Raw genomic sequence first — 14,742 nt, forward strand, 5'->3', positions numbered from 1 at the left:
AATGACCTCCCGACTATGCTGTCAACTTAAAAGTATTATACAGTAAGCGCTTCATTATAGTCAACACGGCATTTCTATCAAGATAGATTATTAATGATTTCCCCGCCTCCATTTCTCGAATTTTTCCAGCACTTCCTTTTCCAGAGGAATTTTGATATGCGGCCGGCCTTTTTGATGTTCCTCAATACTTATTGCAATCTCCCGTTCAATGTCCTTTAATTCGATGAACAGTTCCCTTGCTGATTTCCTTAATGCACCACGACCGAATATCGTGCGTTGTTCTGCATAATCTGATGTGGCAACGTAAACTTGGGTACGAACATTTTTTAAATCTTTGACAAGCTTCTCGATACACTCATCGGCAGTTTCATTTTCTCTTGTATAAATAATTTCAATTTTATACGATTCCAATTTGCTTTCAATCCCTTTTACATAATAGGCATCAAAAACAACAATCACGCGTGCACCTGAGTAAGCCTGGTAATCCGCAAGCAACTCAATCAGACGGTCGCGGGCCTGTCCGATATCTTTCTCTTTCAGCTTTTTCAGTTCTTCCCAGTCACCGATAATGTTATAGCCATCCACCACTACAATGTTATTCATGATTCATTTTCAACCGGATACCGTTTCCGATACACCTCATAGAGCAAAAGGCTGCAGGCCACAGACGCATTCAAAGATGATACATGCCCATTCATTGGGAGGCTGACAGTCCAGTCGCACGATTCCTTCACAAGGCGGCTCATTCCTTTTCCTTCATTTCCGATAACCAGCGCAATTGGGAGTTTCCCATCCAGCATACGGTAATCCTCTGTCCCGTCCGCTTCCGTTCCAACGATCCATACATTGCTTTTTTTCAATTCTTTAATCGTGTTGACAATATTCGTGACCCGGGCTACAGGAATGTGTTCCAGTGCTCCGGCGGCAGTCTTCGCAACCGTTGCAGTCAGGCCAACCGATCGTCTTTTTGGGATGATCACCCCATGTGCACCGGTTGCATCAGCTGTCCGTAAAATGGAACCAAGATTATGCGGATCCTCCAGTTCATCCAAAATGATAAAAAAAGCTGATTCGTCTTTTGCTTCGGCTTTTTGAAACAAATCATCCAGGGATGCATAATGATAGGAAGCAACAAACGCTGCCACACCTTGATGGTTTCCATCCGCAAGCTGGTCCAGTTTATTTTTAGGTACTTTCTGAACAATTGTACCAGCTGTTTTACTTAGCTGCTGCAGTCTGCCGAAAGTCTGGTTATTTATTTGCTTGGACACCATTACTTTATTTACTGGTCTTCCTGATTGCAATGCTTCAATGACCGGATTTTTGCCGATGATTAGTTCCTGATCCATGTTATGCTTTCCTCCCTTCTGCAATTTGGATTGCACTTGTTATCAGCTCATTTAGCCGGGTTTCATTTCCCATTAAATAATGGAAGCCGATTAACGCCTCAAAAGCTGTACTATAGCGGTATGTTTGTACATTTGTATTCTTGGGAACAGATCCGGACTTGGCGTTTCGTCCTCTAGTAACAACTTTACGTTCTTCATCTGACAGACAGCCGTTGTCCAGCCAGTGTAAAATAACGGCTGCCTGCGCCTTGGCTGACACAAATGAAACGGCAGAACGGTGCAGCTCATTTGGCTTTACTTTTCCGCTTCGCAATAAATGCTCCCGGACATTCACTTCATAAATTGCGTCACCCATATATGCCAATGCCAGACTTTTCATCTGCCTTACATCAAGACTCATTTCCGCCTCTTTTCCACCGTGTTCCCTGTGGGGTATCTTCCAAAATGATATTTTTTTCTTTCAGATGATCTCTTATTTCATCAGCACGGCTGAAATTGCGGTTTTTTCGCGCTTCTTCCCGTTCCTGCAACAGACCTTCAATTTCATCATCCAACAGTTCTTCTGTTTCTGTAATCGTAATTCCCAGTACGTCAAGCTGCTCGGAAATCGTCTGACGGAATACATCAATAACCTTTTCGGAAGTATGCTCTCCCTGCAGGTATACATTGGCTTCCTTCGTTACATCAAACAAGACAGAAATCGCATTTGCAGTATTGAAATCATCATCCATCGCTTCCTCAAATTGCTTTTTCAACGTATCCACTTTTGTAAGCCACGTATCTTCAGCCTGGTCCATATTCATGCTTGCACCTTTACGATACCCGAGATTAAAATAAGCTGTCTCAATTCGTTCCAGGCTATTTTTAGCTCCTTCCAGCAGTTCTTCCGTAAAATTAATCGGATTGCGGTAATGAACACTTAGCATAAAGAATCGAACCGCTTTCGGATCATGGTGCTGAATGATGTCTCTCGTCAACACAAAATTACCAAGTGATTTAGACATTTTTTCATTGTCAATATTAATATATCCATTGTGCATCCAATAATTAGCAAACGTCTTTCCAGTCATCGCTTCCGATTGAGCTATTTCATTTTCATGGTGCGGAAAAGTTAAGTCCTGACCGCCAGCATGAATATCAATCGTTTCCCCTAAGTATTTCTTTGCCATGGCTGAGCACTCAATATGCCAGCCGGGGCGCCCCTGTCCCCACGGCGAATCCCAGGCAATTTCATTTTCCTTTGCTTTCTTCCACAGGGCAAAATCAAGCGGATCTTCTTTCTGTTCCCCGACTTGAATTCGCGCCCCGGAACGCAGCTCATCAATTGATTGATGGGATAGTTTCCCGTAGCCATCAAAGGAACGGGGCTTAAAATAAACATCCCCGTCGACTGCATATGCATGCCCTTTGTCAGTCAGGGTTGAAATAAACGTTAAAATATCATCCATTGTTTCGGTTACCCGCGGATTGTGTGTAGCCTCTTTGACACCAAGGGATTCAATATCTTCCAAATATGCATCAATAAAACGGTTTGCCACATCTGCTACTTCCTCATCCAGTTCATTTGCAGCTTTAATAATTTTGTCATCAACATCTGTAAAATTTAACACATACTCAACTTCATAGCCTTTATATTCCAAATATCGTCTGACAGTATCAAACACAATCGCAGGCCGTGCATTTCCAATATGGATATAGTTGTATACCGTAGGACCGCATACATACATCTTTACTTTTCCTTCTTCGAGCGGTTTAAACATTTCCTTTTGTCGAGTTAAGGTATTATAAATAGTTATCGGCATGTTTTTTCCCTTCCTTCAGCTTTGCTATTTCCTCTTTCAGTTCATCAATTTCCTGTTGCAGATGGTCGCATCGGTCAGCAACCGGATCCGGCAGTTTGTGGTGGTCCAGATTTCTGCGTACCCTCTCCCCATTTTGAACAACAACGCGGCCCGGGACTCCAACAACTGTTGAGTGATCGGGCACATCTTTCAGTACGACAGATCCGCCACCTACCTTGGAGCTCTCTCCGATTGTTATGGAGCCAAGTATTTTCGCCCCGGTCGAGATTAAAGCATTGTCCTTTATGGTCGGATGACGCTTTCCTTTTTCTTTGCCGGTACCTCCCAGGGTTACACCTTGGAAAACAGTTACATTGTCCCCAATTTCACACGTTTCTCCTATGACAACACCCATGCCATGGTCGATAAAAAACTTTCGTCCGATAACTGCACCAGGATGGATTTCGATGCCGGTAAAAAATCTGCTTATTTGTGAAATAGCACGCGCAATAAAAAACAACCGTCGTTTAAAGAAAAAATGTGCGACACGATGAGCCCAGACAGCATGTAATCCGGAGTAAGTAAGACAAACCTCGAAATAGGTCCGTGCAGCCGGATCCTGTTCAAACACCACATCCATATCCTCTTTTAATCTTTTGAAAAAACCCATATTCTTATCCCCCTCCTGTTGTATATGTAAGGTCCCCTGGACTTGTTTGACACCGCTCTGGAAATATACTCCGCTTTCCCGCAGGAGTCTTCGCTTATTTCCTGCGCTGGATTTAATTTACTGTATCTTATTCAACATGTATATTGTAATTTGTAAAAAGCATCAATATAAAAAACGTCCCTGTGTAATAACTTTACACAGAGACGCTTTGGCGCGGTTCCACTCTGTTTGAAGAATTTAAACTTCTTCCAACTCATCCCTGATAACGGCAGGGTACCGCCTTTTTCGGACTCCAAGGTGCATTTCAAAAACAATGCTTAAAATCACTCACAGCCAACGGTGATTCTCTCTGGGTAAGCGGTTTGTTTCCTACTTCTCCTTGTCAACGTTCCATATTGTATTATTACTATATTATATTATTGTTCTGTTGTGAACTGTTTAGGCTCCGAGCTTTTTCAGCACTGCATCAAGCCGTTTTAAAATAACTTCTTTCCCAAGCAGTTCAATCGCCAACGGAAGTTCCGGACCGTGTGCCTGACCGGTTGTAGCAACACGAATCGGCATAAACAGCTTTTTGCCCCTGTGGCCGGTTTCCTTCTGGGTTGCCTTTATTTCCGCCTTAATGCTGTCTTTATTATAATCATCCAGGTGAATTAATTTATCCGTAAATACCTGCAGCACTTCCGGTACCTGTTCTTCACCCAATACCTTCATGGCATCCTCATCATAGCTGATTGTATCCTGGAAGAACAACTCCGTCAATTCAACAATTTCTGCTCCATATCTCAGCTGCTCTTTGTATAGGGCAATCACATCTTCCGCCCACTTTTTGGTTGTCTCACCCATATCTTCCGGCAATCTGCCTGCTTTAATCAGATGCGGCATTGCAAGATCAATCACCCTGTCCAAATCAGCTGCTTTAATATATTCGTTATTCATCCACTTCAATTTATCTTTATCAAAAATGGCAGCCGATGTTGAGAGACGTTCCGGATCAAAAATCTCAATCAACTTGTCCTGACTGAAAATCTCTTCTTCGCCAACTGGTGACCAGCCTAGCAGTGTGATAAAATTGAAAAGTGCTTCCGGTAAATATCCCAAATCACTATACTGCTCAATGAACTGCAGAATATGCTCATCGCGCTTACTTAATTTTTTGCGCTCTTCATTCAAAATAAGCGTCATATGACCAAATGATGGGGGCTCCCAGCCAAATGCTTCATATACCATCATCTGCTTCGGAGTATTGGATATATGCTCTTCCCCGCGTAGAACATGAGTGATCTCCATGAGATGATCATCGATCGCAACTGCGAAATTGTATGTTGGTGTTCCATTTTTCTTAACGATCACCCAGTCGCCAAAGTCACTTGATTCAAAGGTAATGTTCCCGCGAACAATATCATTAAACGTATACGTTCTTCCTTCTGGAACACGCAACCGGATACTTGGTTTGCGGCCCTCCGCTTCAAATTCGGCAATTTGCTCCGCAGTCAGATTACGGTGTGCGCCGGAATATTTGGGAACTTGTCCATTTGCACGCTGTTCTTCACGCTCTGCCTCTAATTCTTCCTCAGTCATGTAGCATTTATAGGCAAGTCCATTTTCGAGCAATTCATCAATATATTTTTTATAGAGGTCAAGCCGCTCCATCTGACGGTATGGACCATATGAACCGCCGAGATCAGCACCTTCATCCCATTCAATTCCAAGCCATTTTAAATATTTCAGCTGGCTTTCTTCACCGCCGGCCACATTGCGCTTTGCATCTGTATCCTCAATACGGATAATAAATTTTCCATCAAAATGTTTTGCATATAAATAATTAAACAGTGCCGTCCGCGCATTTCCAATATGCAAATTACCTGTTGGACTTGGCGCATAACGAACACGAACCTGATTTGACATAAAGGTTCTCCTTTCTATTAAAACCCGGGTAGTAATCATCAATAATTATTTCAAAATCAGTAACAAAAAGTGATAACAAATCCTGTTATCACTTTTTGTATCCTCTATAAGTTATACCTTTTTTAGAGTGCTTTTTCAAGTAATTTTGGTTTTGCGAAAATCATACGGCCTGCTGATGTCTGCAAAACACTTGTAATAAGAACTTCGATTGTTTTCCCGATATAATCGCGCCCTTCTTCCACCACTATCATGGTACCGTCATCCAGATATGCAACACCTTGATTTTGTTCTTTACCGTCTTTAATTACTTGTACAACCAATTCTTCGCCAGGAAGTACAACTGGTTTGACAGCATTGGCAAGATCATTGATGTTCAACACATCGACACCTTGCAAATCACAGACTTTATTCAAGTTGAAATCATTCGTAACGACAATCCCGTCAATTACTTTTGCCAGTTTAATCAATTTACTGTCGACTTCATGTATTTCCTCAAAGTCACCCTCGTAAATTTCAACCTTCACCGGCAATTCCTTTTGGATACGATTCAATATATCAAGGCCGCGTCTGCCGCGATTACGCTTCAATACATCTGATGAATCGGCAATATGCTGCAACTCTCCAAGTACGAACTGCGGAATAACGATTGTACCTTCCAGAAAGTTCGTTTGACAAATGTCCGCAATTCTTCCATCAATAATAACACTCGTATCCAGGATTTTAGCTTTCGGCTGTGCCCGTTCTGTCTGCTGCGGAGATTCAGGCTCTGCACCTCTTCGTTTATCACGTTCTTTCCGATTGATGTTGAGCAGATTAACAAACTCTTCTCTCCGTCTGAACCCGACCTGAAATCCGAAATAACCTAATAAAATAGTTAAAAATAGCGGTATAACCTGTGAAACGATCTTAATATTGATATCTTGCAAAGTTATATTGATCAGGTAAGCAATCAAAAGACCGACAATCAGCCCAATGCTTCCGAAAAACAAATCCGCCGCTGGTACTTTTATAAGAGCATCTTCAATCCACCTTAAAAATCCTACGATGTAATCCGCAAGCCAGTATGAGAGAAGAAATAAAATAATTGCACCTACAACGGTACCAACATAAGGCGACGCTACCCAATCAGCATTTGTGAAATCCAACAGCTTGACGATATCCGGCAAATATAAATATCCAATGGTTCCTCCGGTAATGATAAAAAATAAATATACTATTTTTTTCAGCACCACCATCACCTCCTGTCTTTTATTATTGCCCTTTACCATGAAAATAATTCCTAAAATGACTGTATGAAAGTGTAAAAAAATTACAATATCAACTAAAGAATAGCATAATGGTGAAAAGCAGTCAATCTAATAAACAAAAAATTTTATCACATATTTAGTCGAAAGTCAAATTATTATGACTCAGGTTTATCGATCCAAACCGACATCCAATGCTTCCTGAACCGTGTTAACACCAATAACTTGAACAGATTTCGGAACTGTCCATCCGCCAAGATTCTTTTCGGGACAGATGACCCGTTTAAAACCAAGCTTAGCTGCTTCCTGCACCCGCTGCTCAATTCGAGCAACCCGCCTTACCTCACCAGTCAGACCAACCTCACCCACGAAAATATCATCAGGCTTTGTGGTCTGATCGCGGAAACTGGAAGCGATGCTTACAGCAACTGCCAAATCAATAGCGGGTTCATCCAATTTCACTCCGCCGGCCACCTTTATATAAGCATCCTGATTTTGCAGCATTAAACCGACACGCTTTTCCAGCACTGCCATCAGCAGCGGAACCCGGTTGGTATCAATTCCGGTCGCCATTCTTCTCGGATTCCCGAAACTGGTCGGGGATATTAATGCCTGAATTTCGACCAAAACAGGTCTTGTTCCCTCCATGGATGCCACCACCGTTGATCCGGCAGCACCCTCAGAGCGTTCTTCCAAAAAAATCTCAGAAGGATTCATTACTTCCCGCAATCCTTCTTCCTTCATTTCAAAAATCCCCATCTCATGTGTGCTCCCGAAGCGATTCTTAACGCCCCGCAAAATACGATAGGCATGATGACGCTCACCTTCAAAATAAAGAACCGCATCAACCATATGCTCCAATAATCTCGGTCCTGCAATTGCCCCTTCTTTCGTTACATGGCCGACAATAAAAATAGGGATGCCATGCCCCTTCGCAATTTTCATTAACTCGCCGGTACATTCCCGAACCTGTGATACACTTCCAGGTGCACTGGTTACCTCTTCCCGGAAGATTGTCTGAATGGAATCAATCACAACAAATGATGGCTTAATCTGGTCGATTTGGTTCGCAATATCAAACATATTCGTTTCCGACAGCACATATAACAAATCTGATTTGATACCAAGCCTGTCCGCACGAAGTTTGGTCTGCCGGGTTGATTCCTCACCCGATATATACAAAACCGGTAATTGCTTTTCTGCCAGCTGGGAGGATATCTGCAATAGCAATGTTGACTTCCCAATTCCGGGATCACCGCCAATCAACGCCAGGGATCCAGGGACAATCCCGCCTCCCAGCACCCGGTTAAATTCCTTCATTGATGTCGCAATCCGCGGCTCTTTCTCAGATTCGATCGCCGTAATACTTTCCGGTTTGCTTACTTTATTTTTAACTCCACCAAGCGTTTGTCCGCTCCGCACAGTGGATGCTTCAAGTTCTTCCACTAATGTATTCCAATTACCACAGCCAGGACATTTCCCCATCCATTTGGCGGATTCATACCCGCATTCCTGACAAACATATTTCACTTTTCGTTTGGCCAAATCCATCCAACCCTTTCCCTGTATCTATCATTATATACGATTTACGTCTCATGAAAGTTACGGATTTCTATCATTTTTATAATAAAATTTACATATTTATTCCACAGACGGATGTGATGGTTCCTTTCGTCCATTTCTTAAGCTAAAAAAATGAAAGCTGGCAGTATTATTTCTTCCAGCTTTCATTCATAAAGGCGGGGATAAGTTGGCTTCTTTGTGAAGCGTAACAGCCCCACATACGATAAATACGAAGGAGACAATCTATAAAAACCTATGACAGTACCAGAAAATCCCCTTTATTATTTAACCCGATTTTAACTTTTTCGCCCTTGGAAATCGTCTCTTTCAATAGTTCCTCTGACAGAAGGTCTTCAATATTCTTCTGGATTGACCTGCGCAGCGGACGGGCGCCATACTCCGGATCAAATCCTTCATTGGCAATCTTTTCAACTGCTTTATCGGTAAGGTTGAATTCAATATCCTGTTCTCTCAGCCGTTTCTGCAGTTGGTGAATCATTAACGTCACAATATCTTTCATATGTTTCCGTTCAAGAGAATGGAATACAATCGTTTCATCAATACGGTTCAGAAATTCCGGACGAAATGCCTTTTTCAGCTCATCCGTTACTTTGGTTTTCATATTTTTATAATCCTGGGTTTCATCACCAAGATTGAAACCAACATATTTATTACGTTTGAGTTCATTTGCACCAACGTTTGATGTCATAATCAAAACCGTATTGCGGAAATCGACCACACGTCCTTTAGAATCAGTAAGCCGTCCATCTTCCAGCACCTGCAAAAGAATATTAAACACTTCCGGATGCGCTTTCTCAACTTCATCAAGCAACACAACGGAATATGGTTTTCTGCGTACTTTTTCCGTCAGCTGTCCGCCTTCATCGTAGCCGACGTATCCAGGAGGTGACCCTACAAGACGGGATGTAGAATGTTTTTCCATATACTCGGACATATCAATGCGGATCATTGCTTCTTCATCGGAGAACATTGCCTCTGCCAATGCCCTGGCCAGTTCTGTTTTACCTACACCGGTTGGCCCAAGAAAAATAAACGAACCGATTGGACGTTTAGGATCTTTTAATCCCGCACGTGCACGACGAATTGCTTTGGCTACTGCATCAACTGCTTCCTCCTGCCCGATGACACGGTTATGCAGCGTGTCTTCCAAGTTTAGCAGCCGCTCACTTTCTTCCTTTGTTAATTGTGAAACAGGTACACCAGTCCACACCGATACAACATTGGCAATATCCTCAATTGCAACCTCAGATGTTTCCTGTCCTTGTTTTTCTTTCCATTCCTTTTTGGTTTCCTCTACTTCTTCACGCAGGCGCTGCTCGGAATCTCGTAATGATGCTGCTTTTTCAAATTCCTGACTCTGTACAGCTGAGTCTTTTTCTTTCCTGACCTCTTCCAATTTTTCCTCAAGTTCTTTCAAATTCGGCGGAATTGTATAGGAGCGAAGGCGCACTTTTGATCCCGCTTCATCAATTAAATCAATCGCCTTATCCGGCAAGAACCGATCGGTAATATAACGGTCAGACAGACTTGCTGCTGCTTCCACTGCTTCATCCGTAATGGTTACACGATGATGTGCTTCATAACGATCACGCAGTCCTTTTAAAATCTGCACGGTTTCATCAAGTGTAGGCTCATCAACTTGAATTGGCTGGAACCGGCGCTCCAATGCAGCATCTTTTTCAATATACTTGCGATACTCATCCAAGGTGGTTGCCCCAATACATTGCAGTTCACCGCGGGATAATGCAGGTTTCAAAATATTGGAAGCATCGATGGCACCCTCTGCACCACCTGCACCAATCAATGTATGCAATTCATCAATAAACAGAATGATATTTCCTGCCTGACGAATTTCCTCCATTACTTTTTTCAGACGGTCTTCAAACTCACCACGATATTTTGTGCCTGCGACAACAGTTCCCATATCCAGGGTCATGACGCGTTTATCCCGCAAAATTTCCGGGATTTCATTATTTACAATCTGCTGTGCAAGCCCTTCAGCAACTGCTGTTTTACCTACACCTGGCTCCCCAATCAGAACCGGGTTGTTTTTCGTACGCCGGCTCAGAACCTGTATAACACGCTCAATTTCTTTGCTGCGTCCGATGACCGGATCCACATTTCCTTCTTTCGCGCTTACTGTTAAATCCCTTGCAAGGGAATCCAATGTCGGGGTATTCGCATTCGATGTCTGTGCGGCACGTCCCTGACGTCCTGCCTGTGACTCATTGCTCCCCAAAAGCTGCAATACCTGCTGACGCGCTTTATTCAGACTGACGCCAAGATTGTTCAGAACACGTGCAGCAACTCCTTCTCCTTCACGAATTAAACCAAGTAATATATGTTCTGTCCCCACGTAGGAATGGCCAAGCTTTCGTGCCTCATCCTGTGAAAGTTCCACTACCTTTTTGGCACGTGGTGTATAATGGATGGTTTGCATCGGCTGTTTTCCCACACCGATAAGTTTCTCAACTTCCTCTTGAATTTTGGATACCTCAAGCCCTAGTGATTGCAGCGCTTTTGCTGCAATTCCGTCACCTTCACGCACCAGACCAAGCAGTACATGCTCTGTACCAATATTGTTATGGCCCAGTCGAACTGCTTCCTCCTGGGATAGTGCCAATACCTTTTGCGCCCGTTCTGTAAAACGTCCAAACATCATACCAAATTTCCTCCCATCTATTTCTCTAACTGCAATCTCTCACGAATGAGCGATGCCCTCAGTACATCACGTTCATCCGGGGATAATGTTTTTCCTGCATATTGCTGTAAAAATCCCGGTTGCGTTAATACCATTAATTCATTAAGTATATTATGTGAAACATTGTTGATGATTCCCATATCGATTCCCAGACGAACATTTGATAAACATGCAGCTGATTCCTTGGATTCGATAATCCTGCTAAATTCCAGCACTCCATAAGAACGATAAATTCTGTCTTCCAGTTGTATGCCGGATCGTTCCATAATCCGATTACGTGCATTACGTTCATGCTCAATTAATTGATGCACGACCCCCTGTAAATCTTCAATGATATCTTCCTCTGATTTACCAAGGGTTATCTGATTGGAAATCTGAAAAATGTTACCCTGTGCCTCACTGCCTTCACCATAAATTCCACGGACCACCAGACCAAGCTGATTGATTGCAGGAATCATCCGGTTAATTTGCTTTGCCATTGCCAATGCCGGCAAATGCATCATAACTGATGCACGCATGCCGGTACCAACGTTGGTAGGGCAGCTTGTTAAATAGCCTTGCTTTTCATCAAATGCGAAATCTATTTTTTCTTCAAGCCAATCATCGAATTCAAATGCTTTTTCCAGTGCTTTATTTAATTGAAACCCAGGAAAATAGAGCTGAATACGCATATGGTCTTCTTCATTAATCATGACTGACACCTGTTCGTTTTTGGAAATCAGGACAGCCGATATCTCATCCTGTTCCACTAAATATGGACTGATCAGGTGCTTTTCAACGAGCACTCTTTTTTCCACCGCTGTCAGGTCTTTTAGCGGGATAAATTCAAAGTCTTTATATCCCTGAAACGATTGATTCGCATATTGGTCCTCCATAAATGTACTTACCTTCTGCAGTTCATCTACACTTGCCAGAATTGGAAATGCATATGATGAAAAGTTTCTGGCAAGGCGAATCCGACTGCTTAATACAATATCACTATCGGGGCCTTCTTCCCGCATCCAGGGACTGATTGCTTCATTCATAAAATTTTGCAAGGTCATGAATTATCACCCCGCTTGTGATTCTCCAGTTCTTTAATTTGGTCCCTGACCTTTGCCGCTTCTTCAAAAGCTTCTTCTTTGATAAGACCCTGCAGTTCATTCTTTAGGGACTCAATCTGTTTTTTGGTTTGCAGAGCGCCCCCTTTTCGATTTGGAATTTTTCCGCTGTGTTGTGTATTCCCGCTGTGCACTCTACGGAGAATTGGATCAAGACGGTTGGAGAATGTGTGATAGCATTCTGCACAACCAAATTTTCCGACGCGTTTAAATTCCGAAAAAGTCATCTTGCATTGTGGGCACTGCAATTCTTTTGTTTGTTGATAGGAGGTCTTTTGTGGACTTTCCATGGATGATGCATCAAAATTAAACAACCCCGTCAATAAATCATGCAATGAATAGCCATCATCCGGATATGTCATATAACCTTTTTCCTGTGCGCATTTTTCACACACATGCACTTCTGTTTTACTTCCATTTATCACTTGTGTGAAGTGAAGCGTAGCAGATCGATTGTGACACTCCTGACACTCCATAAATCCTCCCCCTCTATTCTTCTTTGCTTAAATATTTCAACGTTGACAACATAGCGGTCAACACACGTGCCCGCACTTCATCCCGCAATGGCAGCTGAAATGCCAATGTTTTTCTATCCATTACACTGAGCATCAGTTTTGCCTCACGTTTCGTTATTAATTGTTCTTCCAGCAATCTTTCCAAAACATCAAGTGCCGCCTGCTGTGTAACTTTTGGATTAATCAGTTCGATGATATCATCAATCAATTCAGCCTTATCCTGATACCTGATGCGGATGATACGGATATATCCGCCGCCACCGCGTTTGCTTTCCACTATATATCCTTTTTCCACCGTAAAGCGTGTATTAATCACATAATTTATTTGTGAAGGTACACATTGAAACTGATCTGCTATTTCACTTCGCTTTATTTCGATTGATTCCTGCCTGGCAGCCTCCAATATTTGTTTTAAATGTCGCTCAATTATGTCTGAGATGTTACTCATTTGCCTCCTCCTCTTGAGTTTCCACCTATAATATATGAATTACTTGTTTTGACTTTGACTATCTTTGACTATGTAATCATTATACGGTAAAAAAACTGCATTGAAAAGCACAATGTTCTATTTATAGTTTAGACAAACTATAACTGAACGAAACCTATGAATTTAAACCAAAGATGGGGACAGCGCAATAAAACCCGGGAAACAAAAACCTTGCGCACGTTGACAGCGCAAGGACATTCATTATTGGCGTTCTGTAATATTTTTCACATGTTCCAGTTTGGAAATCTCCGAAAACAGCAGCATCCGGTCAAATTTGGAATCATGGCCAATGGATATATAAATATTTTGTAAATCATTATCTTCTTTTTCAATTTCCACCTGTTTGATACGCAATTGGAAGGACTCAAAAATGGAAATAACCGATTTAATTTTAATATCGGAGAAAGCAACAATTTCAATTAAATCAGATGAACGACCCTTCGAAAATCTTTTTTCAATGTTATTCAAAAAGACCAGACTCAACAGAATTACAACCGTGGTAAATACTGCCGGCGCATACATGCCTGCACCAACAACCAGACCCAAACCTGCAACTGCCCATATCGATGCAGCAGTCGTTAATCCGCGAATGGTCATGCCGTTGACAATTATTGTTCCAGCCCCAAGAAAACCAATTCCACTAATAACATAGGATGGAATACGCGCCGGATCAAATCGGATATTATCATAGCGATCTATAAATGCTTCGAAGCCATATAGCGACAACAGCATCATTAAACAGGATCCAACTCCAACTAAAATGTGCGTACGGAATCCAGCTGAATGTTTTTTCAATTCCCGCTCAAATCCAATTAAACCGGAAAGCAGCAACGCTATCAACACTCGAATCATTATTGTTAAAAAGTGCTCACCAAAAAGTTGATCAATTATTTCAGCCATTCATTTCCCCCCTTGCAGCAAACGATATGTAGTTATTTATTCTACATGAAACCGTATGGATAGTCATTTGTAAAACATATGCAAAGCAATACAAAAAAATCCGGGATACAATGGTGTATCCCGGATTTTGATTTGCCTGGCGGCGTCCTACTCTTGCAGGGGCAAAGCCCCAACTACCATCGGCGCTGGAGAGCTTAACTGCTGTGTTCGGCATGGGAACAGGTGTGACCTCTCCGCTATTGCTACCAGACCTTCAGACATGAAACATGTCCATTCGAATGGAAGGACAAGATATATTATATGCATTTCTTGTCGGAAATGCAAGAGGTTTTTCAAAATTTATACCTCAAAAACTGAATAAGCGTACTTGCAACGATTCATCAAAAGATATAGTTAAGTCCTCGATCGATTAGTATCCGTCAGCTCCACGTGTCACCACGCTTCCACCTCGGACCTATCAACCTCATCGTCTCTGAGGGATCTTACTCACTCGAAGTGATGGG

The 14,742-nt window shown here is 42.3% G+C and carries 13 protein-coding genes, 2 rRNA genes and 1 other annotated feature; all 15 genes read right to left on the minus strand.

Features of this window, described 5'->3' with window-relative positions; all coding sequences use genetic code 11:
- Nucleotides 1-90: 90 nt before the first annotated feature.
- On the minus strand, nt 91-603 hold the full coding sequence (locus B1K71_RS00435) for an NYN domain-containing protein (protein ID WP_077324063.1): 513 nt from the start codon (nt 601-603) through the stop codon (nt 91-93).
- Nucleotides 600-1,349 carry a 23S rRNA (guanosine(2251)-2'-O)-methyltransferase RlmB gene (gene rlmB / locus B1K71_RS00440; protein ID WP_077324064.1) on the minus strand — a complete coding sequence of 250 codons (750 nt, stop codon included), beginning with the start codon at nt 1,347-1,349 and terminating at the stop codon, nt 600-602. The genes B1K71_RS00435 and rlmB overlap by 4 nt, the downstream gene beginning before the upstream one ends.
- A 1-nt stretch (nt 1,350) precedes the next feature.
- Nucleotides 1,351-1,749 (minus strand): Mini-ribonuclease 3, encoded by a 399-nt coding sequence (locus tag B1K71_RS00445; RefSeq protein ID WP_077324065.1) that lies wholly within the window; start codon nt 1,747-1,749, stop codon nt 1,351-1,353.
- A complete protein-coding gene (gene cysS, locus B1K71_RS00450) occupies nt 1,739-3,151 on the minus strand; it encodes a cysteine--tRNA ligase (protein ID WP_077324066.1) in 1,413 nt (470 codons plus the stop codon). Before cysS ends, B1K71_RS00445 begins: the two co-directional genes overlap by 11 nt.
- Nucleotides 3,132-3,800 carry a serine O-acetyltransferase gene (cysE, locus tag B1K71_RS00455; RefSeq protein WP_077324067.1) on the minus strand — a complete coding sequence of 223 codons (669 nt, stop codon included), beginning with the start codon at nt 3,798-3,800 and terminating at the stop codon, nt 3,132-3,134. The genes cysS and cysE overlap by 20 nt, the downstream gene beginning before the upstream one ends.
- 196 nt (nt 3,801-3,996) lie before the next feature.
- Nucleotides 3,997-4,195: a binding site (T-box leader), on the minus strand.
- 43 nt (nt 4,196-4,238) lie between these two features.
- Nucleotides 4,239-5,708, minus strand: a complete 1,470-nt coding sequence (gltX, locus tag B1K71_RS00460) for a glutamate--tRNA ligase (RefSeq protein ID WP_077324068.1) — start codon at nt 5,706-5,708, stop codon at nt 4,239-4,241.
- A gap of 122 nt (nt 5,709-5,830) precedes the next feature.
- Nucleotides 5,831-6,937, minus strand: a complete 1,107-nt coding sequence (locus B1K71_RS00465) for a PIN/TRAM domain-containing protein (protein ID WP_077324069.1) — start codon at nt 6,935-6,937, stop codon at nt 5,831-5,833.
- Nucleotides 6,938-7,123: 186 nt separating this feature from the next.
- Nucleotides 7,124-8,497, minus strand: a complete 1,374-nt coding sequence (gene radA / locus B1K71_RS00470; RefSeq protein ID WP_077324077.1) for a DNA repair protein RadA — start codon at nt 8,495-8,497, stop codon at nt 7,124-7,126.
- Nucleotides 8,498-8,768: 271 nt separating this feature from the next.
- Nucleotides 8,769-11,198: an ATP-dependent protease ATP-binding subunit ClpC gene (clpC, locus tag B1K71_RS00475; protein ID WP_077324070.1), complete on the minus strand. Its 2,430-nt coding sequence runs from the start codon at nt 11,196-11,198 to the stop codon at nt 8,769-8,771.
- A gap of 17 nt (nt 11,199-11,215) precedes the next feature.
- Nucleotides 11,216-12,280 (minus strand): protein arginine kinase, encoded by a 1,065-nt coding sequence (locus B1K71_RS00480; protein WP_077324071.1) that lies wholly within the window; start codon nt 12,278-12,280, stop codon nt 11,216-11,218.
- The gene (locus B1K71_RS00485) at nt 12,277-12,813 is read right to left on the minus strand and encodes a UvrB/UvrC motif-containing protein (protein WP_077324072.1); all 537 of its coding nucleotides are present in this window, start codon (nt 12,811-12,813) and stop codon (nt 12,277-12,279) included. The genes B1K71_RS00480 and B1K71_RS00485 overlap by 4 nt, the downstream gene beginning before the upstream one ends.
- Nucleotides 12,814-12,826: 13 nt before the next feature.
- The gene (locus B1K71_RS00490; RefSeq protein WP_077324073.1) at nt 12,827-13,300 is read right to left on the minus strand and encodes a CtsR family transcriptional regulator; all 474 of its coding nucleotides are present in this window, start codon (nt 13,298-13,300) and stop codon (nt 12,827-12,829) included.
- A gap of 240 nt (nt 13,301-13,540) precedes the next feature.
- A complete protein-coding gene (locus B1K71_RS00495) occupies nt 13,541-14,239 on the minus strand; it encodes an MgtC/SapB family protein (RefSeq protein WP_077324074.1) in 699 nt (232 codons plus the stop codon).
- Between the two features lie 134 nt (nt 14,240-14,373).
- Nucleotides 14,374-14,489: ribosomal RNA gene (rrf, locus tag B1K71_RS00500) — 5S ribosomal RNA — on the minus strand.
- 139 nt (nt 14,490-14,628) lie between these two features.
- Nucleotides 14,629-14,742, minus strand: a 23S ribosomal RNA gene (locus B1K71_RS00505); the annotation flags it as partial.

Origin of the sequence: Virgibacillus siamensis, from assembly GCF_900162695.1 — a bacterium.
GTDB lineage: Bacteria > Bacillota > Bacilli > Bacillales > Amphibacillaceae > Lentibacillus > Lentibacillus siamensis_A.